The following is a 21,300-nucleotide window of genomic DNA, read 5'->3' on the forward strand; positions in this document are numbered from 1 at the left end:
TCCGGGTCCGTACACGCGGCTCTGCCGCCGGGCGGGGGCTGCTCCGTAGCGTGCTGTACATGACGCAGACGACGAGGCTCAAGACGGCGGGAGCCGGAGCAGGAGCAGAGCAGGAGGCCGGGGCCGCGGCGGCCGCGGTGCGGTTCCGGCACGCCGCCAAGTCCTTCGGGACCGTGCGGGCCGTGGCCGCGCTCGACCTCGACATCCGGCGCGGCGAGACCGTCGCCCTGCTCGGCCGCAACGGCGCCGGGAAGTCCACCGCCATCGGCCTGCTGCTCGGGCTGAACGAGCCCGACGCGGGCAGCGTGCGCCTCTTCGGGGAGAGGCCCGAGCGGGCCGTGGCGGCCGGACGGGTCGGCGCGATGCTCCAGGAGGGGCGCCCCGTCCCGCGGCTCACCGTGGCGGAGCTCGTCGGCTTCGTCGCCCGGACGTACCCCGCTCCGATGCCCGCCGCCGAGGCCCTCGGCCTGGCCGGGCTCACGGAGCTCGCCGGCCGCCGCGCCGACCGGCTGTCCGGCGGCCAGGCCCAGCGGGTCCGCTTCGCCGTCGCCCTCGCGGGCAACCCCGAACTCCTCGTCCTCGACGAACCGACCGCCGCCCTCGACGTCGAGGCCCGGCGCGCCTTCTGGCAGTCCATGCGGGCCTACGCCCGGCGCGGCAACACCGTCCTCTTCTCCACGCACTACCTGGAGGAGGCCGACGCCCACGCCGACCGCATCCTCGTCCTGGACCGGGGCCGCGTGGTCGCCGACGACACCGGTGACGGGCTCCGGCGTGCCGCCGGCGGCTCCCTGGTCGCCTTCGACCTGGCCGGCCGCTCCACCGCGGAGCTGGCCGGGCTGCCGGGTGTGGTCGCCGTAGAGGTGCGCGGGGACCGCGCGAGGCTGCGTACGAGCGACCCCGACGCCACCGTCGTCGCCCTCGTCCACCGGGGCGCCGTCCGAGGACTCGAGGTCACCGGCGCCTCCCTCGAGGACGCCTTCCTCGCCCTGACCAGCCGCGCTGCCGACCGCGCGAACGCTCCCGCGGAGAGTGCCCGATGATCGTCATGGCGTACGTCCGCCTCGAAGTCCGCCGCACCCTGCGCGACACCGGATTCGTCGCCTTCGGCATCGGCATGCCGGTGGTGATGTACCTCCTCTTCACCAACCTCGGCACCGACGCCGCCGAGTGGAAGACCGCCTCCATGGTCGCCATGGCTGCCTACGGGGCCCTGGGCGCGGCCCTGTCGACCGGCACGGGCATCGCGGAGGACAAGGGCGCCGGCTGGCTGCGCCAGCTGCGGGTCACCCCGATGACTCCGCGCCAGGTGGTGGCCGGCCGGGCGCTGACCGGCTCGGTCGTCGTGCTGCCCGCCATCGCCGCCGTGCTCGCGGCGGGTGCGCTCGTCAACGGGGTCCGCCTGCACGCCTGGCAGTGGGCGGCCGTCGCCCTCGCGCTCTGGCTCGGGGCCGTACCCTTCACCCTGCTCGGCATGGGCAACGGCTACCGCCTCTCCGCCCAGACCACCGGCCTGGTGAACATGGGCTGCAACCTGCTGCTGTCCATCGTGGGCGGCCTCTGGTTCCCCGTGGAGCTCTTCCCGCGCTGGCTCCGCTCCCTCTCCGCTCTCACTCCCACCCACCGCTTCGCGGAGATCGGGCAGTCCCTCGCCGCGGGCGCGGCCCCCGCCGCCGCAGCGGTGGCGGTGATCGCGGCATGGGCCCTGCTGTTCGGTTCGTACGCGGTCCTCTCGTACCGTCGGTCCGCGAGGACGGTGTAGGCGATGGGCGAGGTCCGCGGAGCGGAACGGAACGCAGAAGGGGGCACGGACATGAGGTGCAGGCGCGAGCGGCGGAGGTCCGGACCCGTCGGGGTGTCCGGCGGCCTCACCCTGCTGCCCTGGCTCCTGCTGGGCATGGGAGCCTTCTCCAACATCCTGCAGGGCAAGACGCCGAACCCGGTGATCGGCGGCGCCGGCCTGCTGATCTTCAACTCCCTCTACATCAACGTGGTGTTCCGCGCCTTCGACAAGCGCAAGCGGGAAGCCGCGAGCACCCGTTGGTGCCTGGTCGTCATGGGCCTGGTCACCTCCGGTCTCGCCCTCGGATACGGCGGCAGCTGGCTGACCTTCTTCCCCTTGCTGGGTCTCGCCACCGGAGCCGTGCTCCGGGGCCGGACGCTCGGGGTGGCCGTCCTCGGACTCAGTGCCGTGGGCGGCGCGATCGCCGTGTACCACGACGGCTGGGGCGCGGTCGGCGTCGTCTACGGGACCTTCCTGTCCGGCATGGTCACCGCGGCCATCCTCGCCCTGTCGGAGACCGTACGGGAACTGCGCGAGACCCGGCAGGAGCTGGCCCGGGCGGCGGTGGAACAGGAGCGGCTGCGCTTCTCCCGGGACCTGCACGATCTGCTCGGGCACACCCTGTCGGTGATCGTCGTGAAGTCGGAGGCGGCCCGCCGGCTCGCGCCCCGGGACCTGGACGCGGCCCTCGCCCAGGTCGCGGACATCGAGTCGGTCGGGCGCCAGGCCCTGGTCGAGATCCGGGAGGCCGTCACCGGCTACCGCGAGGCGAGCCTGGCCGGGGAGCTCGACCGGGCCCGGGGCGTTCTGGCCGCCGCCGGGATCGAGCCCGTCGTACGGCAGTCGGGGCCGCCGCTGCCCCCGCGGACGGCGGCGCTGCTCGGGTGGGTGGTACGCGAGTCCGTGACGAACGCGATCCGGCACAGCGGTGCGACCCGCTGCGAGATCGAGGTGCGCGGCGCGGCGGAGCGGGTCCGGCTGGTGATCACGGACGACGGGGGCGGAGGCGTAGGCTCGAACCCGCCGGGCGGTGGTCCGGCTGACGGCGGTCCGGCGGGCAGCGGTCTGAAGGGGCTTGCGGAACGGCTCGCCGCGGCCGGCGGTACCCTCGTCGGCGGCCCGGCCCCGGGTGGCCGGGGCTTCCGGGTCACGGCCGAACTCCCGGTGGACGAGAGCCCCGTACGCACGGCGGCCGAACTGGAAGGCGAGGACCGATGATCAGGCTCCTGCTGGCCGAGGACCAGGGCATGATGCGCGGCGCCCTGGCCCTCCTGCTCGGGCTGGAGGATGACATCGAGGTCGTGGCGCAGGTCGCGGCCGGGGACGAGATCGTGCCCGCCGCCCTGGAGACCCGGCCCGACGTGGCCCTGCTCGACATCGAACTCCCGGGCCGTAGCGGGCTCGACGCGGCGGCGGACCTGCGCCGCCAGTGCCCCGGCTGCCGGGTACTGATCCTGACCACCTTCGGCCGGCCCGGCTATCTGCGACGGGCGATGGAGGCGGGGGCGGCCGGCTTCCTGGTGAAGGACGGGCCGGTCGAGGAACTGGCCCGGGCGGTGCGCAGGGTGCTCGCGGGCGAGACCGTGATCGACCCCGCGCTGGCGGCCGCGGCCCTCAGCGCGGGGCCGAACCCGCTGACCCCGCGAGAGGTGGACGTGCTCAGCGCCTCCGTGGACGGTGCCACCGTCGCCGACATCGCGGCGAGGGTCCACCTGTCGGAGTCGACCGTACGCAACTACCTCTCCTCGGCGATCGGCAAGACCGGGACGCGCAACCGCATGGAGGCCGTCCGTGCCGCGCGCCGCCAGGGCTGGCTCTGACGGCGGACCGTACATGCGGCCAGAAGGCCCGCTGAAGCGTTCACCCGCTTCCTCGCGCAGATCCCCCCGACACGGCACCTGCAAAGTACGATCAAGCAATGTCTGACATGACCGAAACCACGCCCGGCTGGCTGACCACGGACGAACTCGAAGTGGCCAGGGCCCAGATGCCGATCCTCTACGTGACCGCGGTCCCCGTGCGGGTGGACGAGAGCGGCGAAGTCACCAGCATCGGGCTGCTGCTGCGCATGGGCCCGGACGGGACGGTCAGCCGGACCCTCGTGTCCGGACGCGTCCTGCACCACGAGCGGGTCCGTGACGCGCTGTTGCGCCATCTGGAGAAGGACCTCGGGCCGGTGGCCCTGCCCCGTGTCCCCGCGTCCCTCCAGCCCTTCACCGTCGCCGAGTACTTCCCCACGGCCGGCATCACCGCCTATCACGACCCCCGCCAGCACGCGGTGTCGCTGGCCTACGTCGTCCCGGTGGCCGGCGACTGCCGGCCCCGGCAGGACGCGCTGAACCTGGTCTGGTTCAGTCCCCGGGAGGCCGCCGAGCTGGCCGTCCACGACGAGATGCCGGGCGGCCACGGCGTACTGCTCAAGCAGGCACTCGCCCACACGGGGCACGCCTACTGAGAGCACCGTGCCACGGTGGGAGAAAGGACGGCCGCTCCGCCGTCAGGTCAGCCGGTGGGATCCGCGCCCGGCTGCAGGTGCAACCGGTCGCCGGTGCGGGTGATGCCGAACCGGGCAAGGGCCTCGGTGGCCGGGCCCTGCAGGACGGCGCCGGTGGCGGCGTCGAAGGAGGAGTTGTGGCACGGGCAGAGGAAGCGGCCGTCCTTGGGCGGGTTCACCGTGCACCGCGCATGGGTGCAGAGCCCGGACAGGGCGGTGTACTCCCCCGCTTTCGGCTGCTGGACGTAGACCGGGTCTCCGCTCCCCGGCGCGGAGACCCGTAGCGCACCGCCCACCGGGACCGAGGCGGCGGCGAAGCCGGGGTCCGCGGGCCCAGCCGAAGCCGGGGGCCGGGCGGAAGCCGAGGGCGATCGGGTGCCGGGAGACGCGGGGCTGGTGCGCGGGCGGGTGCGGGCCGCCGCCGCACCGGTTAGCAGGGTCGCTCCGGCCACGGCCAGGGTGGCGATGCCACCGTCCAGCAGGACGTGCCGGCGGATGCGGAGGGGGGCGCCCGTGGTGCGGGCCGCCGGGCGGCGTTGCCGGGCCCTCAGCGCGTCCAGGGAGAGGTGGGGCGTCCCCGCGATCATCAGCGGTACCCAGGCCACCAGGTAGATCAGGTCGTTGCCCAGGTAGTACGGGTGGACGCCCCAGCTGACGCTCAGCCACAGGGTCAGGTTGATGGCCGCCCCGGCGAGGGCGGCCGTCCTCCCCCACAGGCCCAGCAATGCGCCGAAGCCCACCGCGAGTTCGCCGAAGGCCATGGCCAGTCCGCTCGGCACGGGCGCGGCGGCTGCCCGGTCGAGCAGCGCGCCGATGGGGCTGTGCGCCGCCACCGCGTGGGCCTGTGCGGCCATGGACGCGGGGTCGGTGAGGCTGCCCAGGTAGTGCGGGTCGGCGAGCTTGTCCAGACCGGCGTAGATGAAGGTGGCACCGAGGAAGAGCCGTAGCGGCAGCAGCGCGTGGCGGCCGGCGCCGCGATCGACGCCGCGATCGACGCCTGCGGCCGCGCGGGCGTCGGCGGGTGGTCCGGCGGCTATGGGAGCGGTCGTGCCGGGTGGTTGGTCCATGGCGGGGGTCCGATCGGTGCGGCGTACGGATGTCGAGGCAGGAGGATGTGAGGGGAAGGGGAGTGTGGAAGGTGGGGCGCCGGTTGGCCGGCCGTCGCGTCAGTCGGCGGAGCTGCTGCCGGCGGCGGACCGGCGGCAGTTCTTGTTGGCCTCGCCGCTCAGCTTCGGGCAGAGACTGGTCCTGGCCGCGTTCGCGTCCCCGTAGTTGACGTTCCAGTAGCTGACCATTCCCGCGGTGCAGTCCTGCTGCTGCCAGGCCGACGGGACCTTCTGGCACTGCTCCGCCGCCCACACCGGGCGGTCGATGTTGTACTTCATCGTCCTGGAGCCCATGCCCCGCGAGCAGTCCGAACGCCTGTCGCTGGTCGGCGCCTTGAGGCACCAGGCGAGTCCCTGGACGAACGCCTCGGGGTGGGCGGCGTAGTCGTGGGTCTGCAAGAAGTAGATGGGCGCGTAGAAGTAGCAGGCGCTCTGGTGGACCGGCGGCTGCTCGGCGCACGGGTACTGCGGCTCGAGGGCCAGCTTGTCCTTCGGGAGCTTCGCCAGGGCGGCGGGATCGGTCTCGTCCGGCTCGAACAGCTGCATGAAGATGCCCTCGGAGCAGGCCGTCACCTGGTAGCCCTTGGGGAAGCGGTCGCACATCTTCTCGGCGGCCGCGACGTCCAGGTGGGACACGAACATCGTGCCGTGGCCTATCCCGTGGATACAGGCCCCGGTCTGCTTGGGGCTGCACAGGGTGGTGACCGCGGTGGCCGGATTCGGCATCTCCTGCAGCTTCTCCTCCACGACACCGTGCAGGTAGCCGGAGCCGCAGACCTCGTTGGGGAAGCTCATCGCTCGGGCGACGTCTCCGTGGTACATCGTCAGGGCGGTGTGTCCGATGTCGTGGGCGATGGGGTGACAGAAACCGTCCACGTAGGGTGACTTGACGGTGATCTGCTCCAGGTCGGCGAGCGCGACTCCGGGGTCCTTCGCGGTGGCCTCGGCGACCAGGTAGGCGCGCAGGGTGCTCAGCGTCCATACCGCCGGAACGGTGGGCGCAGCGGAAGGCGATGCGGTGGAGGGTGCGGCGGCCGACCCGGTCGGTGCTCGGGCCGTCACCAGGGCGGCCCCTGCCGACGGAGCCGGACCGGCGCCGCCCGACCAGGGAGTGGTGGCCACGGCCCAGACTCCCGCCACGCACAAGTAGAGCGCCACGAGCAGAGCGAGCGGTCGGTACATCGGCAAGCCCCCCGGCTGACAGTGTGCAGATGCGGCACGGGGAGACACGGCCCCGTCCTGGATCCGGGCAGCGCCCGGACCGACCATCCTGCGTTCACGGCAGCCGGACCGTCTTGGATAAATCGGAGAGTGACGGGATGGTGAGCGACGCCGCCGACGAGCATGGAGGCGACCTGCCGGCTGCCGATCGGATGATAACCGCCGCGCGTATGTTCGCGCGTATGTTCACGGCGCGGCTCCGGGCCCTCCCGCCTTCTCCGGACGGCCGGTGGCTCCTTGCAGCTTGCGGGCTCGTTCGGCCGGGTGATAGTCCGGCCCGACGCCTTCGATCAGCAGAAGATCGCCTTCGATGTGGTCGGTGCGCAGGTGCACGATGGCCCGGTAGGCCGGGGAGTCGTACCAGGCGCGGGCCTCGGCAAGTCCGGGGAACTCGATCAGCACCATGCTGCCGGGCCAACTGCCCTCGACGACTTCGGCCGGCGGACCGTGGATGACGAAGCGGCCCGCGAAGGGGTCGAGGGTCGCCTGGATGCGCTCCAAGTACTCGACGACGTCGGAATGATCGCGGCGGCTGCGGAGATGAGCGAAGCCGTAAGCGGGCACCACGGGGCTCCTTCGTTTCGGGGTGGGTGGTGACCGCGAACGTAGCCGAGGGCGGTGGGGCGGTGCGATTACCTCTGAGGTCATCCCACCGCCCTGCCGACGGACTTCAGGGCCGGCTACTGCCCGGAGTCGGGGTGGGCGATGCCGGAGAGGAGCGCGGCCAGGTCGTAGGTCACCTTCTCCGCGGCGAGGATCTGGGTGCGGACCGGTGCGGCCACGTGCGCTCGCTCCCAGAGGGTCACCGGCTGATCCACCGGGCGGGCCGCCCACAAGTGCTCCAGCTCGGCTGCTGCCCTCGACACCGATGTCGCGGCGTGATGCGCGACGGCGCCGACCGCGTCGCCCAGCGGGTCGCCGGCGGGCCTCCCGGGGCCGAACGCCGCGAACTCGGGCAGCTCGGTGAGGATGAGGACGGTCGAGGTGATGTGGGGCATGCGCAACGCCCGCTGGACCCAGGCCGGACCGGGGACGCCGGGGGGAAGGTTCGGGAAGTCCGGCTCGGCGACCAGGGTGCGGTGCACTGTGTCCGCGTACAGGCGGTGCTCGCGGGTGGGCGTCCAGAGCTCTTCGCGCAGGGCGTGTTCGAGCCGGTCGATACGGGTGCGGGCGTAGGCCACCTCGCGCGCCCACTCGGGCTCGAGGTCCGGGATCCCTGCGGCCCGCACCGCGCGGGCACGGTCTCCGATCGTCAGCGCGGGCGGTTGCGCGCCGTCGCCGGGATCCTGCGCCTCCCGGTCCTCGGCGATGTGCGCCGTGACGTGCCCGGCGAGGACCTGGCTGGCAAGGTGCCGGCGCTTCTCGTTGCCGACGAGCTCCAGCCAGCCCGCCTCGGTGCGCTCCCGGGCCGCTCCGGTTTCCAGCGGTCCCCGGTGCAGGCTTCCGGTACGGGCGCCGTCGACCCAGGCGGACAGGGCCGGCAGTTCTACGTCGTCGACCAGCACGTCCGCCGCGCGGGCGGCGCGGCACGCCGCGAGCGCCAGCAGAGCGACGACGCGCATCCACCGGGAGGTGAACTCCGCGGCGTCGGGTGCGTCCGGGCGGCCCGGCCGCGGTCCGGGCGGGCCGGGCACGGCCCTGTTGTCGTAGCCGGTGTGCCACACGACCAGGGCTCCGCAGGTCATCACGGCGCGCCGCCACGCGACCATCCCGTACGCGGCTTCGTTGCGCCGCTCCCAGTCCTGTCCGTCGGCCACGGTCCACCCCTCCCGGAGGCCGGCCTGCTGCCGGTCCTCTGGGAGGCTAACCGCCGCCCGTGTGCGGCGAAGTCCTCGGCGGCGACATCCGGGCGAGTCGACGACCGGTGGATCAGAGGATGCCCGACCGGTGGGCGGTCGCCAGCGCTGCGAGGATGCCCAGCACGGACAGGTAGGCCACCGCGGCACCGTGGCGGACCCTGTCGGCTCGGGATCTGCGGGTGGGTCCGCGCTGTCGCCCTGGCCGGGTTCCTCCCGCCGGGATGATCGCGGCGGGCGCGGCATCGGTCCCGTGTCCGGGGTTGTCCTGGGCGTGGGCATGTGTATGGGCGTGGGCATGGGCTCCGACGTCGTGGTGCGGAGCGGGGGTCGGGCCGACGTCGCCAGGGCCGGGAAAATGGTGCATACCGCCCACGGTAGGAGGTACGGCTCGCGGGTGTCGACGCGGCCGTCGGTGATCCTCGTCTCCGCCGGTGCAGTGGAACGGTACCGAGCATATGGGCCAAATAAGGCTCGTCTACGGGTAATTCGCGTTACGTGGTACTTCTTGTGAACGAATTGGAGCGTCACGAAAGGCCCGCCCCGTGGATTTGGCCGAAGAGCCGTCGGCGCGCGCTACCGCGTCCCCGCGGTCCGGGCGCGGGCGTCGAGGAAAGCGGCTCCGCCCACCCGCCCGGTGGAGGGAAGTGCCGCTCCTCCTCGTGGTGGCCCTGGTGATCGCCTTGGTGATCAAGACGTTCCTCGTCCAGGCCTTCCTCATCCCTTCCGGGTCGATGCAGAACACCCTCCAGATCGGGGACCGGGTCCTGGTGGACAAACTGACCCCGTGGTTCGGGGCAGAACCGGGACGGGGCGAAGTCGTCGTCTTCAAGGACCCGGGCGGCTGGCTGGAGCGCCAGCCCCAAGAGCGCAATGTCGCCCAGAGGGTGCTGAGCACGATCGGGCTGATCCCCTCGGGCGACGAGAAGGACCTGATCAAGCGTGTCATCGCGATCGGCGGCGACACGGTTCAGTGCCGGGCCGGCGGGCCGGTCGAAGTGAACGGCAAGGCTCTGGACGAGCCGTACGTCCACCCGGGGAACACACCCTGCGACGACAAGCCGTTCGGGCCGCTCACCGTCCCCGCGGGCAGCCTCTGGGTCATGGGCGACCACCGCCAGGAGTCGTCCGACTCCCGCCGGCACATGGACGATCCCGCGACCCACGGCTTCGTTCCGGTGGGAAACGTCGTCGGCCGCGCGGTGGTGGTCGGCTGGCCCGTGGCCCGCTGGAGCACCCTGCCGGTCCCCGGGACCTTCGACCAGCCCGGCATCGGCAACCAGGCCCCGTGAACGGAGCCCCCGTGCCCCCATCGGGTGGGGCCGGGTCAGTTGTCGAGGTGCTTGAGGGCGGTCAGGATCTCGTCGGTCGTGCTGACGTGGCCGAGCCTGGGGAAGATCTTGGTGAAGGTGTGGGTGTGCGCGTCGGCGTCCGTGTCGGTGGTGGCGTCCTGGGCGAAGACGAGGTCGTAGCTGTGCTCCCAGGCGGAACGGGCCGTGGACTCCACCCCGATGCTCGTGGAGATGCCGGCCAGCACGATGCGCTTGATGCCGCGGCGGCGCAGCTGGAGGTCGAGTTCGGTACCGGTGAAAGCGCCCCAGTGGCGCTTGGTGATGACGATGTCGTCGGCGCCGGCGGCCAGCTCGGGCGGGAGTTCGGAGAACTGGGCCGGGGGCGCGGTGGTGGGTCCGGGTGCGTCGGCACGGGTGGTGGGAAGGTCGCCGCCGTCCGGGGACCAGGCCACCTTGACGAGGACGACGGGCAGCCCTGCCGTGCGGAAGGCGCCGGCGAGCCGGATCCCCTTGTCCAGGATCTGTTCGGAGGGGGTGACGACGGGCAGGGCCATGATCCCCTTCTGGAGGTCGATCAGGACCAGGGCCGTGTGCTTGTCGAGCGTGATCTCGGACATGGGGCGTCTTCCTTCGTTCGTTCGTTGGCGGTGCGGGCACGCGTAGGGAGCGTGCTCGCGCACGGGAGGTCGGGCCGTGCGCCTTCGGGCCGAGCCCGGGGATGCGGGCCCGTCAGTCCTCGGCCAGGCGGTGCAGGGCCGGGAGAGCCTTGACGAGGGCATCCAGCTGGGCCGGCGTGAGGCGGTCGGCCAGGCGCTGGACGATCAGGCCGTGGCCGGCTTCCTCGCGCCGGGCGAGGAAGGTGCGGCCCTTGCCGGTGAGGGCGATCAGCTGGCGGCGGCCGTCGGTGGGGTGCGCGGTGCGTTCGACGTAGCCGTCGGCCTGGAGCGCGTTGACCGTGGCGATCACCGACTGCGGACGGACGCGTTCGGCCCGTGCCAGCTCGGTCGCGGTGTGGGCGCCGTCGCGGCGCAGCCGTTTGAGGACGGAACTCTGCGACAGGGTCACCCCGCCTTCGGCGGAGGCGACGCGCATCCGGCGGACCAGCAGACCCACGGCCAGCTGAAGTTCCTCGGCGATCTGCTGCAGCGACTTCTCATCTCCCACACCACGACGCTAACGGACATACAGCCAAACTACAAAGGTAACCTTGGCAATGCCTCCTCCGGGATCCGCCCGGCGGGGCGACATCAGCCCTGACCCGAGGAGGGAGCAGCGTGCTCGTCACCTTCGTCCCGGTCGAAGAGATCCTGGACCTTCGGCAGGAGGTGCTCAGGCCCGGGCAGCCCCGCGAGAGCGCACTGACCGAAGTCGACATGCTCCCCGACACCTTCCACCTCGCCGCCCGGACCGACGGCGGCGAACTCGCCGCCTGCGCCACCTTCAGCACCGAGCCCCTCCCCGACACCCCCGCCCTGGCGCCCTTCGTCACCGAGGGGGTCTGGCGGCTCCGCAAAATGGCCAGCGCACCGCAGGTACGCGGACGGGGCTACGGCGGGGCCGTCCTGCGCGCCGGCCTGGACGCCTGCGCCATGCGCGGCGGCCGGCTCGTCTGGTGCAGCGGCCGCCTCGCGGCAGCCGGCTTCTACCAGCGCCACGGCTTCACCCCGGTCGGCGACGAGTACACCGTCCCCGGCATCGGCCGGCACCACCACTTCGTCCACCGTCTCCCCTGAGGCGGAGCGCCCCGAGGGGCAGCTCGCCGAGGGGCAGCGGGGCTCGGGATCCGCGGCGCGGGGCCGGGCGGATCAGCGGGCGAGGGAGACGGCGAACGGCTTGAAGCCGTGTCGGCGCAGGATGTGCGGCACCACCAGGATCATGGCCTCGGTGGCGCGGGCCGTGGTGATGTCGCCGAGGTCCTCGATCCGTTCGGGCTTCCAGCCGAGGTCGCCGAGGAGGCCGGTGACGGTCCTCTTCGCGAGCTCGTCGTCGCCCGAGAGATAGGCGGTCGGCGGGGTGGCCAGGGTTTCGGGGGCGGTCATGACCGTGAACACCATGGTGTTGAGGGTCTTGACCACGTGGGTGCCGGGGAGCGCGGTCTGGAGCTTCTCGGCAAGGCTGCTCCCCGGGTAGCACAGGTCTCCGGGGAGGCCGTCGGCGGCGTCGCGGGTGGCATTGGAGACGTCGATGAGGATCTTGCCGTCGAGTTCGGCGCGCAGGTCGGCGAGGCGTTCCAGGGAGCTGCCGCCGGGCGTCGCGTTGATCACGATGTCCGCGGTGCGGGCGGTGGTGTGCTGGTCGGCGAAGGCGACGTGCGGGACGAGCCCGGTGGTGCGGGTGGCGGTTGATTCGGGGTTCTGGCTGCCGAGGGTGATGTGGTGTCCGGCTGCGGCGAGTTTGCCCGCGAGGTTGGTGCCGACGCGGCCGGCGCCCAGGATGCCGATGTTGCTCATGCAGTGATGCTCCTTGCGGTATCGGGTGGGAAGAGCGGGTACTGCCCGGTCAGGCGAGGGGCGCGAGGACCTTGAGGGCGGCGGTGTGGATGCCCGGGGCCGCGGCCAGGAAGTCGCGGCCGGCGGTGGTCCAGGGTGCGCCCGTCAGGTCGGTGACGGTGCCTCCGGCTTCGGAGACCAGCAGGGCGCCGGCGACCAGGCCGGAGCGGACGTCGGAGAACTGCCAGAACGCGTCCATGCGTCCGGCGGCGACGTGGATGAGCTGCAGGGTGGCGGGTACCGACACGCGTACGACCAGGCCGTTGACGAGCATGGCGGTGACGGAGTCACCGATCCGCCGGAAGGTGCGCTCGTCCTCGCCGGGCTTGGCCTGGCCGGTGCCGATGAGCGCGGCGCCCAGGTCGGTCTTGGCGGATGCCTTCAGGGGCCGGCCGTTGAGGTGGGCACCGCCGCCGGCGACCGCGGTGTAGGTGTCACCGGTCAGCGGCAGGTGGACGACGGTGAGTACGGGCTGGTTGTCGCGGACGAGGGTGGCGGTGACGGCCCAGTCGTCCAGGCCGTGTACGTGGTTGATGTTGCCCTCGGCGGGGTCGACGACCCACCACTCGCCGGCCGGGAGCGCGCCCCCGGCCAGCTCGTCCTCGGCCCACTGCGACCCCGGCCGGGCCGCCAGCAGCGGTTCCCGCAGGACGTCCAGCACCGCGTCGTCGTTCGCGTGGATCTCTCCGACGACCTCGTCCAGGCTCACGCCCCGGGGGTGGGAGGTGAAGCGGCCCTGCAGGGTGACGCCTGCGTTCTTCACCGCGGCGGTCACGTCGGACAGGAGCGTCGTACCTGCGGCGAAAGGCGTGGCTGTGCTCATGGCGGGCTCCTTGAATCGGTGGGTGCGGGGCCTCGTCTCGCCCCCGCACTTCGAAGGTAGGCCGCCCGATCATTAACAACAAGTGCATGCTTTGCACTTGTAGAGTTACTCCCATGCAACTGGATCTGAACCTGCTCACAGCCCTGGACGCACTGCTGGAAGAGGGGAGCGTCGCCGGCGCGGCCGCACGCCTCCACGTCACGTCACCGGCGATGAGCCGCTCCCTGGGCCGCATCCGCAAGGCCACCGGGGACGAGATCCTGGTCCGTACCGGCCGCAGCATGGTCCCCACCACCCGCGCGCTGGCCATGCGCGCGGAGGTCCACGCCCTGGTGCAGCAGGCCCACCAGCTGCTGTCCGCGCAGCAGGAACTCGACCTGGCCGCTCTGGACCGGGTGTTCACCCTGCGCTGGCACGACGCCCTGACCGCCGCATGCGGCACGGCACTGATCGCGGCCGTCCACCGTCAGGCCCCCGGCGTCCGGCTGCGCCTGTCCGCCGAGCCGGGGACGGACGACGCCGAGCTGCGCCGGGGCGAGGTGGACCTCGAATCCAGCTCCGGCACTCCGGCGCTCCCCGACATACGCCACCGCCTCGTCGGCAAGGACCGGCTGGTCGTCGTCGTACGCCCGGGCCACCCGCTCACCTCGGACCCGCTGACCGTGGAGCGCTACGCAGCCGCCGAGCACGTCACCGTTTCCCGGCGCGGAAGCCTGCGCGATCCGGTCGACGACGCCCTGAGGACACGCGGCCTCGAACGACGCGTCGTCGCCGCCGGGCCCACCGCCGCCTTCGCTCTGCAGCTCGCCCTCGAGACCGACCTACTCGTCACCCTCCCCGACGCGGTCACCCGCACGGCCCGGGACCACCTCGGCCTGGCCACCCTTGCGGTGCCGCTCCCGCTGCCCGAGGTCCCGCTGTACCTGCTGTGGCACCAGCGCTACGACAACGACAGCGCCCACACCTGGCTGCGCGACCTGGCCGCCCGTACCGTCCGGGGATTGTTCGCACCACCGACCGCCTGAGCACGTGCGGCCTCACGCGGCCGGGGGCGCCCCTGTGGAGGGCGCCCCCGGCGGGTGGACGGCGCTGCTACGCGTCACCCTTGAGGAGGTCGCGCCAGCCCGGGTAGAGCGCGTCGGCGTCGGCGGGGAAGGAGGCGAAGGCTCCCTTCAGTTCCGGGTGCTCCTGGGCGTAGTCCACCAGGTCGATGCCCTGCTGCCAGGCGTCCTGTGCCTGGCGCAGCGACTTCGCGCCGGCCGTACCGCCGTCGCGGTGGCCGAAGGCGCCGCCGCCGGAGGTCTGGATGACGTTGGAGTGCCCCAGGTTGTCGAAGAAGCCCGGGAGGCGCAGGGCGTTCATGCCGCCGGAGATGATGGGGGTGGTGGCCTTCATGCCGAGCCATTCCTGCCGGTAGAAGGGGCCATCGGCGGCGTCCTGCTCCAGCATGAAGGCGATGGCCTTGTCGGCGGTGTCGCCCTCCATCTTCCCGTAGCCCATGGTGCCGGTGTGCATGCCGGAGGCGCCCTGCAGGCGGGTCATCTTGCAGTGCACGAAGGACGTGTAGCCCCGCTTGGACTGGGGGCTGGTCACGGCTCCGTGGCCGGCCCGGTGGAAGTGGAGGAACTGGCCGGGGAAGTTGCGCCGGGCGGTGGTCACGGCCGTCGGGCCGGCGACGTACCCGTCGACGAGGAAGGCCACGTGGTCGGCGTTCTCCGCGAAGGTCTCCAGGATGTACTCGCCGCGCGCGATCATTTCGGCCGGGTCGTCGGCGGTGATGTTGGCGGAGAAGAGCTTGGCCTCGCCCGTGGCGTCCTGGGCGCGGCGCATCGCGTCGGCCACGGCCTTCATCGTCTCCTTGAGCGGCGCGAAGACCTGGTTGCCCTGGGGCTCGTCGTTCTTGATGAAGTCCCCGCCCAGCCAGAACTGGTGGCAGGCGTCCGCGAACGGCTGGGGCCGCAGGCCCAGCTTGGGCTTGATGATGGTGCCGACGACCATGCCGCCGTTCTCGACCGGGCGGTCGAGAACGCGCCACATGTCGCGGATGTTCATCGTCGGGCCGTCGAACAGGCGCAGGTAGGCCGGCGAGACGTGGAAGTCGAGCATCTTCGCGTACTCGACGTCGCCCATGCCCTGGTTGTTGCCGATGGTCAGGGTGAGGAAGGAGGCGATCATCGCGCGGCCGTCGATGATGTTGCGGTCGAAGAGCTCCACCGGGTAGGCGATCTTCATGAGTTCGCGGGCTTCGTCGATCTCGTAGACGAGGGCGTCGACTCCCTTGGTGAAGTCGTCGGTGGTGCACACCTCGACGTTGGTGCCGGTCGAGGATTCCGCGGCGAAGTGGGCGGCGGTGGAGAGGTAGTCGCCGTAGCCCGCCTTGGGCTTCATGGTGTACGCGCACAGCACGTGGCGGCCGCCCTCGACGAGGGCTTCCTCCGTGAGGGCGAGGTTCGCGTAGCGGCTCGACTGGTCCATGATCTCTCCTGCTGGTTTCTCGGTACGGGCGGGCGGTACGGGGCGGGCGGTACGAAGGTCCCTGGCGCGGGACCGTGCCGCCCGGGGTGGTGCGGGGCCGGCGGTGCGGGCGGTCAGGCCTTCGGGGAGTCCAGGACCTCGGGGTTCGCGCAGTGGGCGAGCGGTTCGCCGCGCAGGTAGCGGCCGACCTCGCCGGCGACGATGCGGGCCGCCTTGTGCGCGACGTCCTGGCTGCCGCCGGCGATGTGCGGGGTCATGACGATGCCGGGCGTGGTCAGGAGGCGGGAGCCGGCCGGGACGGGCTCCTCGTCGTAGACGTCGAAGCCGGCGCCGGACAGCTGCCCGGAGTCCAGCGCGTCGCACACCGCCGGGTAGTCCAGGAGCGCGCCGCGGGCGCAGTTCACGAGGACGGAGCCGCGCGGCATCATGGCGATCTGCTTCGCGCCGATCATGCCCTTCGTCTCCTCGGTCACCCGGGCGTGCAGCGAGACGATGCGGGAGCGGGTGAGGAGTTCGTCGAGGGAGGCGAGCTCGGCGCCCTCGGCGAGCGCCGCGGCGTCCACGTAGGGGTCGTGGACCAGGACCCGGGCGCCCATGGCGAGGAGGACCTTCGCGACGCGGGAGCCGATGGCGCCGTAGCCGATCAGGCCCACGGTGGCGCCGTCGATCTCGATGCCGCAGTTGTCGTAGTCGTAGTAGTCGCCGCGCCAGAGGCCGCGGCGCAGGTCGGCGTGGGTGTCCCCCACGCCGCGGGCCGCGGCGAGCAGCAGGGTGAGGGTGTGCTCGGCGGTGGCGACGGCGTTGCGGCCGGGGGCGAAGCAGACGGCCACCCCGTGTGCGGTGGCCGCCGCGAGGTTGGCGTTCACCGGGCCGCCGCGGCTGATGCACATCAGCTTGAGGTCGGGGCAGTTCGCGAGGATGCGCTCGGTGAGCGGGGCGAGCTGGGTGACGCAGACCTCGACGCCCTGGAGGGCTTCGATGAGCTCGTCCTCGGTACCGGAGGCCTCGATGACCTCCGCCACCGGGCCGAACGGGGTGTGCGGCCAGGGCAGCCGCAGCTCGGCGACGTCGACCGCCGCGCCGGTGGCGGCCACGACCTCCTCGGTGAGGAGGCGGGGAAGGACGAAGTGGTCGCCGGCTGCGAGGACCTTGGTGGGCATGGGTTCTCCTGGTGACGGTGCGTGTGGGGGGAAGAGAGAAGGCGGAGGTGGTCGGAAGGCGGGGCGGGCCGCGGGTGTTACGGGCCCGCGGACGGCGGTACGGGCACCGGTGCGGCGTTGAAGCGCAGGAGCGCCGGCCGGCCGGCGCCGAGGCGGATCTCGGTGAGGGTGCCGTTGTCGAGCACGGGGAACACCTGGCGGTAGGCCGACATGTCGATGCCGAGCAGCTCGCACAGCAGGACCCGGAAGAGCGCGTTGTGGGCGACGACGAGGATCCGGCCGCCGGGGAACTCCCGGTGGACCTCTTCCAGGCAGGCCCTGGCCCGGGCGGCGGCGGCCCTCGGGTCCTCGCCTCCGGGCAGGTGATGGGTGACGGGGTCGCGGAGGAACGCCGCGTGCTCCTCGGGGAACCGCTCCGCCATGTCGGCCAGGTTCAGGCCCTCGCCCCGGCCGAAGTCGATCTCGTAGAGCCGCGGGTCCTCGCGGGGGGTCGTGCCGAGCACGCGGGCGGCGGGCGCCGCGGTGAGCCGGGCCCGGGAGAGCGGCGAGTGCAGCACCGCATCGAAGCTCCGGCCGCGCGCCCAGTCTGCGAGTTCCTCGGCCTGGCGCAGGCCCCGCGCGGTGAGGGCGACGTCGGCGCGGCCCGCGTAGCGGTTCTCGGCGTGCCAGACGGTCTCCCCGTGGCGGACGAGGACGAACTCGGTCGCGGCGCCGGGGACCGGGGTGTGGCGCGCCGGGGTGTTGGGCTGGTTCGGGGTCGGGCTCGGCGTGTTCGGGGTCGGGGTGTTCATCGCTGGGTGCTCCTTTCCCGGGCGTGGTCGGCGACGGCCTGCCGCAGCCAGCCGCGGCGGACGAGTTCGTCGAGGAGGCCGAGGTAGACCGGCGTCCAGTGGGCGGTGCGGGCGGGGTCCGGTTCGATCCGCTCGCCGGCGCGTACCAGCTGCGCGGCGGCCTCCTGCACGCCGATGCCGCTGGAGGTGGCGGCGAGTACGGCCATGCCGACCGCGCCTTCCGCCTGCGCGGGCACGTGGACCGGGCGGCCGAGGACGTCGGCGCGCAGCCGGTTCCAGTACGGGTTCTTCGCGCCGCCGCCGGTGAGGGTGAGCGGGCCGTCGACGGGGGCGCCGAGCAGGTCGAGGTAGTCGAAGCAGAGCCGCTCCACGCAGGCGACGCCCAGGAGGTGGGCGTGAAAGCGCTCGGCCTCGTCCGCGGGCTCGCCGAGGACGAAGGGCTCGGCGCCCGGTGCGCGGAAGGGGAAGCGCTCCCCTCCGGTGGAGACCAGAGGGTACGCGACGGCGGTGGTGGGGGCCGCGGCGGCCCGGCGGGTGAGGTCGTCGAGGTCCGCGCCGGGGAACTCCCGCGAGATGACGCCGGCGCCGCTGCTGGAGGCTCCGCCGGGCAGCCAGGTGTCGCCCGGGCCCCGGTGGCAGTAGACGACTCCGTCGGGGTCCCGGACCAGGTGCGGGCTCGTTCCCTTGAACACCAGGGTGGTGCCGAGGACCGAGTTCCAGGCGCCGGGGGTGAGGGCGCCCGCGCCGATCTGGGCGGCGCAGCCGTCGGTCATGCCGGCCACGATGGCGGTGCCCTCGGGGATGCCGGTCGCCTCGGCGGCGGCGGCGCAGACGGCGCCGAGCACCGTGCCGGGACGGACCACGTCGGGCAGCAGACCCGCGGTGACGCCGAGCTCGTCCAGCTCCCGGTCCGGCCAGCGCTCCTCGACGAGGTGGTAGCCGGTCTTGAGGGCGTGGCTGGCGTCAGCGGGCGATGATGGCGGCCGCCGCACGGACCGTACTGCTCGCCGACCACACGAAGTTCACCCGCGACGGGATGTACGCGCTGACCTCGCTGGGCGACTTCGACCTGCTGGTGGTGGACGACGGCCTGCCTGACCGGGAGGTACGGGCCATCCGCGGCATGGGCACGGAGGTACTGGTCGTACCGCGCGCGGGAACGGAGTAGGCCGGGCGCTCTCGCCTGGAGGCCGGCTGGGCTCGGCCACCGGCTGGGCTGGGCCACCCGCCGCACACCCTCACCCTCACCATCTACCCAAATTTCACATTTCGGGAAGAATGGGGGAAATGATGACCGTTCTGGTAACGGGTGTGGCGGACGGTGCCGAGCTGGATGCTCTGCGTGCATGCATTCACGCGGGGCCGCACTTCCGCATCGTCGCCCATACGCACGAAGCCGACGTCGCCCTCGCCCAGGCTCGCGTGCTGCTTCCGGACATCGCCGTGGTCACCCTCCACCGTCCCGACGCCCAGGGAGAACGTGACCGGCGCGCCCTCGTTCGCGCCCTTCGGTCCTTCGATCCGCCCACCGGAATCATCCTGCGGCGCGACCCGCACGAGGCGGCCGAGCCCATCAGCCCGGGACTGGAGCCGGTCGAGGGTGCCATCCACGAGGTCCGACGTGCCGATCTCGACGCCCTCCACCACGCCCTGGTCACCATCGGGCGCCGCCGAGCCAGCTGCAACATCGACCCGGCGGCACACTGAGCGACGTCGCAGACATGCGAAAACGCTCGGCCGGGTGTCCGGCCGAGCGTTTTCGTGTCCCTGTGATCCCGCTGGTGGGTCTAGTACCAGTGGTTGTTCTGCCAGAACGTCCAGGCGCCCGCGGGGCTGCCGTAACGCGAGTTCATGTAATCCAGACCCCACTTGATCTGGGTCGCCGGGTTGGTCTTCCAGTCCGAACCCGCCGAAGCCATCTTCGACGCCGGCAGCGCCTGAACCAGACCGTAAGCACCCGAAGAGGAGTTCGTCGCGGTGTGGTCCCAGCCGCTCTCACGGGAAACGATGTTGTTGAAGGCCGCGAACTGCGCCGGGTCCTTGATCATCTGCTGGGCGATCGCCTTGGCACTCACCGGGGCGGCCTGCGCGGGAACCGCGGCCAGCATGGAACCGGCAACACCCAGGGCGAGGACGGTACCCGCGAGGGTCTTCTTCGAAGCAGCGATACGGCGGATGACAGCGTTGGACACAGACGGACCTTTCAACGGGGACAGAAACGGTCACAGGCACACCGGAGCCACTCACGTGTAAAGGGAGGGGTTCGTCGGCGGGAGCGGGGATCCGGGGGACCTCCGTCCGCCCTGCGACTCATCCAGTTCTACGGGGGTAGAGCCCACCTGGCAACGACCCCTCTTACTAGCCACCCTCGCAGCCGAGTCGCAACACCCAGGCGAGAGACCATCCCACCGGGCACATACGAGACGTTTCAGGACTACTACCCCGCCTCGTATGTGACCCAGGTCCTGTGGGCCGCCTCACCACCACCCACCCCATATCTCACCCTCCGCACCCGCCCGTATCCCTTCCTGAGGAAGGTTTGGGTGCATTTGTGACCCCCGGATCGAAGGCCACCGACCCAATGAACACCGATTTTCCATCTCGGGCAGGGACCCGCGGACGTCGGCGTCGGGTGGTCCGTACGGCGTGTCCGTCGTGCGTGAGCACGGAAGCCCGGGAGCCGTGCCTAGCGTGGACGCATGAGCACCCGTACGACACTGCCCATCGCCGGGTACGGCATCCGGGGCGCCCGGCCCTCCGAGTCCGGGGCGGTCGCCGCATTGCTGGCCCGCGCCTTCTCCGACGATCCGGTCATGGCGTGGCTGGTGCCGACCTCGGCCGGCCGGGAACGCCGGATCGCCCGCTACTTCGAGCTCGCCCAGCGCCAGCAGCGACCCCGCGCGGGCGGCGTCCGGGTCGCCGCGACCGAAGACGGGCGGCTGCTGGCGGCCGCCTTGTGGTCGGGGCCCGGGCGCTGGCAGGTGTCTGCGGTACGAGAGCTGACGGCGCTCCCCCACTACACGCGCGTCTTCGGTCTCCGTGGGATGTCGCGCGCCGGTGAGGTCCAGAACGTCATCGAGGGGTCCCATCCGCAGACGCCGACGCACTGGTACCTGCCGGCCGTGGGCACGGACCCGGGGCTCCAGGGGACGGGAGTCGGTTCGGCGCTGTTGCGCCAGCAGCTGGCCGAGTGCGACAGGCTCGGGCAACCCGCCTACCTGGAGTCGAGCAAGGCCGCCAACGTTCCCTTCTACGAACGGCTGGGCTTCCGCGTCACCGCCGAGCTGCGTCTCCCGCAGGGCGGTCCCACCCTCTGGCCCATGTGGCGCGAGCCCTCGTCATCGCCCGCGCGGTGAGTGCGTCAGCGGTGAGTGCGTCACCGGCCGGCGCCGTGGGCAGCGGGGTCCTCGTGCCCGGCCGCGATGACGAAGGCGTGCCCGGCCGGATCGCTGAACCGGCGCAGCGTCGTACGGTCGTCCGGCCGGCTGCCGTCCTCTTCGGCTGCCAGCGGGCGCGCTCCCAGTGCCACGGCCTCCCGCTCGGCTTCGTCGAGGGCATCGGCCGCCACCAGGAACCGCAGATGCGGTTGTTGTGAGCCCTCCGGCACCGGCCAGCTCGGCGGCACGTGGTTCGGATCGCGCCGGATTCCGAGGGCCACCGCGCCGGAGCCGTGGGTGACGAGGATCAGTTCCCCGTCCCCGGGCGCCGGGCCGGCGGTGGCTCCGAGCAGGTCGGCGTAGAACCTGGCCAGGGGTTCGGGCTCGGCGCAGTCCAGGACGAAAACGCTGGTCTTGAGTACGGTCATGACCCGCGTGTGCCCTGGGCCTTGGCCCGTACGCGCACCGTCGACGGCCAAGACGGCGCGCCCGG

General features: G+C 72.3%; 23 protein-coding genes and 3 pseudogenes. 11 read left to right on the top strand and 15 right to left on the bottom strand.

Going from position 1 to position 21,300, the window contains the following annotated elements; all coding sequences use genetic code 11:
* The first annotated feature begins 59 nt into the window (after positions 1-59).
* The 5 genes from ACIA8F_RS24520 to ACIA8F_RS24540 all read left to right on the top strand — a co-directional run bounded on the left by ACIA8F_RS24520 (position 60) and on the right by ACIA8F_RS24540 (position 4,238).
* Positions 60-1,043 (top strand): ABC transporter ATP-binding protein, encoded by a 984-nt coding sequence (locus ACIA8F_RS24520; RefSeq protein WP_399381821.1) that lies wholly within the window; start codon positions 60-62, stop codon positions 1,041-1,043.
* Positions 1,040-1,762: an ABC transporter permease gene (locus ACIA8F_RS24525; protein WP_399381822.1), complete on the top strand. Its 723-nt coding sequence runs from the start codon at positions 1,040-1,042 to the stop codon at positions 1,760-1,762. Before ACIA8F_RS24520 ends, ACIA8F_RS24525 begins: the two co-directional genes overlap by 4 nt.
* Before the next feature lie 51 nt (positions 1,763-1,813).
* Positions 1,814-3,001 (top strand): sensor histidine kinase, encoded by a 1,188-nt coding sequence (locus ACIA8F_RS24530; protein ID WP_399381824.1) that lies wholly within the window; start codon positions 1,814-1,816, stop codon positions 2,999-3,001.
* Complete coding sequence (locus tag ACIA8F_RS24535) at positions 2,998-3,603, top strand: response regulator (protein ID WP_399381826.1); 606 nt, start codon at positions 2,998-3,000, stop codon at positions 3,601-3,603. The genes ACIA8F_RS24530 and ACIA8F_RS24535 overlap by 4 nt, the downstream gene beginning before the upstream one ends.
* Positions 3,604-3,710: 107 nt before the next feature.
* The gene (locus tag ACIA8F_RS24540; RefSeq protein WP_399381870.1) at positions 3,711-4,238 is read left to right on the top strand and encodes an NUDIX hydrolase family protein; all 528 of its coding nucleotides are present in this window, start codon (positions 3,711-3,713) and stop codon (positions 4,236-4,238) included.
* Between the two features lie 47 nt (positions 4,239-4,285).
* Here ACIA8F_RS24540 and ACIA8F_RS24545 read toward each other — a convergent pair whose 3' ends face one another.
* The 5 genes and pseudogenes from ACIA8F_RS24545 to ACIA8F_RS24565 all read right to left on the bottom strand — a co-directional run bounded on the left by ACIA8F_RS24545 (position 4,286) and on the right by ACIA8F_RS24565 (position 8,361).
* Positions 4,286-4,729 (bottom strand): ubiquinol-cytochrome c reductase iron-sulfur subunit, encoded by a 444-nt coding sequence (locus ACIA8F_RS24545; protein WP_399381872.1) that lies wholly within the window; start codon positions 4,727-4,729, stop codon positions 4,286-4,288.
* A gap of 81 nt (positions 4,730-4,810) precedes the next feature.
* Positions 4,811-5,344: pseudogene (locus ACIA8F_RS24550) on the bottom strand (DoxX family protein); the annotation flags it as partial.
* 99 nt (positions 5,345-5,443) lie between these two features.
* The gene (locus ACIA8F_RS24555; protein WP_399381827.1) at positions 5,444-6,565 is read right to left on the bottom strand and encodes a hypothetical protein; all 1,122 of its coding nucleotides are present in this window, start codon (positions 6,563-6,565) and stop codon (positions 5,444-5,446) included.
* A 225-nt stretch (positions 6,566-6,790) separates the two neighbouring features.
* Positions 6,791-7,168, bottom strand: a complete 378-nt coding sequence (locus ACIA8F_RS24560) for a DUF1330 domain-containing protein (protein ID WP_399381828.1) — start codon at positions 7,166-7,168, stop codon at positions 6,791-6,793.
* Between the two features lie 116 nt (positions 7,169-7,284).
* The gene (locus ACIA8F_RS24565; RefSeq protein ID WP_399381829.1) at positions 7,285-8,361 is read right to left on the bottom strand and encodes a hypothetical protein; all 1,077 of its coding nucleotides are present in this window, start codon (positions 8,359-8,361) and stop codon (positions 7,285-7,287) included.
* Positions 8,362-8,945: 584 nt separating this feature from the next.
* Here ACIA8F_RS24565 and lepB point away from each other — a divergent pair.
* A pseudogene (gene lepB / locus ACIA8F_RS24570) lies at positions 8,946-9,686 on the top strand (signal peptidase I); the annotation flags it as partial.
* 41 nt (positions 9,687-9,727) lie between these two features.
* On the opposite strand, the gene ACIA8F_RS24575 reads toward lepB, so the two are convergent.
* Both ACIA8F_RS24575 and ACIA8F_RS24580 read right to left on the bottom strand, forming a co-directional pair.
* Positions 9,728-10,309, bottom strand: a complete 582-nt coding sequence (locus ACIA8F_RS24575) for a hydrolase (protein WP_399381831.1) — start codon at positions 10,307-10,309, stop codon at positions 9,728-9,730.
* A 112-nt stretch (positions 10,310-10,421) separates the two neighbouring features.
* The gene (locus tag ACIA8F_RS24580; protein WP_399381833.1) at positions 10,422-10,856 is read right to left on the bottom strand and encodes a MarR family winged helix-turn-helix transcriptional regulator; all 435 of its coding nucleotides are present in this window, start codon (positions 10,854-10,856) and stop codon (positions 10,422-10,424) included.
* A gap of 110 nt (positions 10,857-10,966) precedes the next feature.
* On the opposite strand from ACIA8F_RS24580, the gene ACIA8F_RS24585 reads away from it, so the two are divergent.
* Positions 10,967-11,425: a GNAT family N-acetyltransferase gene (locus tag ACIA8F_RS24585; RefSeq protein ID WP_399381834.1), complete on the top strand. Its 459-nt coding sequence runs from the start codon at positions 10,967-10,969 to the stop codon at positions 11,423-11,425.
* Between the two features lie 72 nt (positions 11,426-11,497).
* On the opposite strand, the gene ACIA8F_RS24590 is transcribed toward ACIA8F_RS24585, so the two are convergent.
* Positions 11,498-12,142, bottom strand: a complete 645-nt coding sequence (locus ACIA8F_RS24590; RefSeq protein ID WP_399381836.1) for an NADPH-dependent F420 reductase — start codon at positions 12,140-12,142, stop codon at positions 11,498-11,500.
* Between the two features lie 49 nt (positions 12,143-12,191).
* Positions 12,192-13,004, bottom strand: coding sequence for an inositol monophosphatase family protein (locus ACIA8F_RS24595; protein WP_399381837.1), 813 nt, complete (start codon positions 13,002-13,004; stop codon positions 12,192-12,194).
* Between the two features lie 113 nt (positions 13,005-13,117).
* Here ACIA8F_RS24595 and ACIA8F_RS24600 point away from each other — a divergent pair, with 113 nt between their 5' ends.
* Positions 13,118-14,029 carry a LysR family transcriptional regulator gene (locus tag ACIA8F_RS24600; RefSeq protein ID WP_399381839.1) on the top strand — a complete coding sequence of 304 codons (912 nt, stop codon included), beginning with the start codon at positions 13,118-13,120 and terminating at the stop codon, positions 14,027-14,029.
* Positions 14,030-14,096: 67 nt separating this feature from the next.
* Here ACIA8F_RS24600 and ACIA8F_RS24605 read toward each other — a convergent pair whose 3' ends face one another.
* The 4 genes and pseudogenes from ACIA8F_RS24605 to ACIA8F_RS24620 all read right to left on the bottom strand — a co-directional run.
* Positions 14,097-15,479 carry a ribulose-bisphosphate carboxylase gene (locus tag ACIA8F_RS24605; RefSeq protein WP_399381841.1) on the bottom strand — a complete coding sequence of 461 codons (1,383 nt, stop codon included), beginning with the start codon at positions 15,477-15,479 and terminating at the stop codon, positions 14,097-14,099.
* A gap of 113 nt (positions 15,480-15,592) precedes the next feature.
* Positions 15,593-16,639, bottom strand: a complete 1,047-nt coding sequence (locus ACIA8F_RS24610) for a 2-hydroxyacid dehydrogenase (protein ID WP_399381842.1) — start codon at positions 16,637-16,639, stop codon at positions 15,593-15,595.
* A 77-nt stretch (positions 16,640-16,716) separates the two neighbouring features.
* Positions 16,717-17,430: a histidine phosphatase family protein gene (locus tag ACIA8F_RS24615; RefSeq protein ID WP_399381843.1), complete on the bottom strand. Its 714-nt coding sequence runs from the start codon at positions 17,428-17,430 to the stop codon at positions 16,717-16,719.
* A pseudogene (locus tag ACIA8F_RS24620) lies at positions 17,427-18,401 on the bottom strand (FGGY-family carbohydrate kinase); the annotation flags it as partial. The gene ACIA8F_RS24615 and the pseudogene ACIA8F_RS24620, both read right to left, overlap by 4 nt.
* Positions 18,402-18,406: 5 nt before the next feature.
* On the opposite strand from ACIA8F_RS24620, the gene ACIA8F_RS24625 reads away from it, so the two are divergent.
* Positions 18,407-18,598 carry a hypothetical protein gene (locus tag ACIA8F_RS24625; RefSeq protein ID WP_399381844.1) on the top strand — a complete coding sequence of 64 codons (192 nt, stop codon included), beginning with the start codon at positions 18,407-18,409 and terminating at the stop codon, positions 18,596-18,598.
* A 119-nt stretch (positions 18,599-18,717) separates the two neighbouring features.
* Positions 18,718-19,137, top strand: coding sequence for a hypothetical protein (locus tag ACIA8F_RS24630; protein WP_399381845.1), 420 nt, complete (start codon positions 18,718-18,720; stop codon positions 19,135-19,137).
* Positions 19,138-19,217: 80 nt separating this feature from the next.
* On the opposite strand, the gene ACIA8F_RS24635 is transcribed toward ACIA8F_RS24630, so the two are convergent.
* Positions 19,218-19,622 carry a transglycosylase SLT domain-containing protein gene (locus ACIA8F_RS24635; protein ID WP_399379094.1) on the bottom strand — a complete coding sequence of 135 codons (405 nt, stop codon included), beginning with the start codon at positions 19,620-19,622 and terminating at the stop codon, positions 19,218-19,220.
* Between the two features lie 507 nt (positions 19,623-20,129).
* Between ACIA8F_RS24635 and ACIA8F_RS24640 the strand changes: the two genes are divergently transcribed.
* Positions 20,130-20,786, top strand: coding sequence for a GNAT family N-acetyltransferase (locus ACIA8F_RS24640; protein WP_399381846.1), 657 nt, complete (start codon positions 20,130-20,132; stop codon positions 20,784-20,786).
* 20 nt (positions 20,787-20,806) lie between these two features.
* On the opposite strand, the gene ACIA8F_RS24645 is transcribed toward ACIA8F_RS24640, so the two are convergent.
* Entirely contained in the window at positions 20,807-21,235 is a 429-nt protein-coding gene (locus tag ACIA8F_RS24645) for a VOC family protein (protein ID WP_399381848.1), read from the bottom strand.
* Between the last annotated feature and the right edge of the window lie 65 nt (positions 21,236-21,300).

This window comes from Streptomyces sp. NPDC051563 (assembly GCF_044454225.1).
Classification (GTDB): Bacteria; Actinomycetota; Actinomycetes; order Streptomycetales; family Streptomycetaceae; genus Streptomyces.

What these genes read in the sequence shown, in the direction of transcription:
- ACIA8F_RS24520 (WP_399381821.1), top strand. Translation starts at nt 60, where the DNA reads ATGACGCAGACGACGAGGCTCAAGACGGCGGGAGCCGGAGCAGGAGCA.
- ACIA8F_RS24525 (WP_399381822.1), top strand. Translation starts at nt 1,040, where the DNA reads ATGATCGTCATGGCGTACGTCCGCCTCGAAGTCCGCCGCACCCTGCGC.
- ACIA8F_RS24530 (WP_399381824.1), top strand. Translation starts at nt 1,814, where the DNA reads ATGAGGTGCAGGCGCGAGCGGCGGAGGTCCGGACCCGTCGGGGTGTCC.
- ACIA8F_RS24535 (WP_399381826.1), top strand. Translation starts at nt 2,998, where the DNA reads ATGATCAGGCTCCTGCTGGCCGAGGACCAGGGCATGATGCGCGGCGCC.
- ACIA8F_RS24540 (WP_399381870.1), top strand. Translation starts at nt 3,711, where the DNA reads ATGACCGAAACCACGCCCGGCTGGCTGACCACGGACGAACTCGAAGTG.
- ACIA8F_RS24555 (WP_399381827.1), bottom strand. Translation starts at nt 6,565, where the DNA reads ATGTACCGACCGCTCGCTCTGCTCGTGGCGCTCTACTTGTGCGTGGCG.
- ACIA8F_RS24575 (WP_399381831.1), bottom strand. Translation starts at nt 10,309, where the DNA reads ATGTCCGAGATCACGCTCGACAAGCACACGGCCCTGGTCCTGATCGAC.
- ACIA8F_RS24590 (WP_399381836.1), bottom strand. Translation starts at nt 12,142, where the DNA reads ATGAGCAACATCGGCATCCTGGGCGCCGGCCGCGTCGGCACCAACCTC.
- ACIA8F_RS24595 (WP_399381837.1), bottom strand. Translation starts at nt 13,004, where the DNA reads ATGAGCACAGCCACGCCTTTCGCCGCAGGTACGACGCTCCTGTCCGAC.
- ACIA8F_RS24600 (WP_399381839.1), top strand. Translation starts at nt 13,118, where the DNA reads ATGCAACTGGATCTGAACCTGCTCACAGCCCTGGACGCACTGCTGGAA.
- ACIA8F_RS24605 (WP_399381841.1), bottom strand. Translation starts at nt 15,479, where the DNA reads ATGGACCAGTCGAGCCGCTACGCGAACCTCGCCCTCACGGAGGAAGCC.
- ACIA8F_RS24610 (WP_399381842.1), bottom strand. Translation starts at nt 16,639, where the DNA reads ATGCCCACCAAGGTCCTCGCAGCCGGCGACCACTTCGTCCTTCCCCGC.
- ACIA8F_RS24615 (WP_399381843.1), bottom strand. Translation starts at nt 17,430, where the DNA reads ATGAACACCCCGACCCCGAACACGCCGAGCCCGACCCCGAACCAGCCC.
- ACIA8F_RS24625 (WP_399381844.1), top strand. Translation starts at nt 18,407, where the DNA reads ATGGCGGCCGCCGCACGGACCGTACTGCTCGCCGACCACACGAAGTTC.
- ACIA8F_RS24630 (WP_399381845.1), top strand. Translation starts at nt 18,718, where the DNA reads ATGATGACCGTTCTGGTAACGGGTGTGGCGGACGGTGCCGAGCTGGAT.
- ACIA8F_RS24640 (WP_399381846.1), top strand. Translation starts at nt 20,130, where the DNA reads ATGAGCACCCGTACGACACTGCCCATCGCCGGGTACGGCATCCGGGGC.
- ACIA8F_RS24645 (WP_399381848.1), bottom strand. Translation starts at nt 21,235, where the DNA reads ATGACCGTACTCAAGACCAGCGTTTTCGTCCTGGACTGCGCCGAGCCC.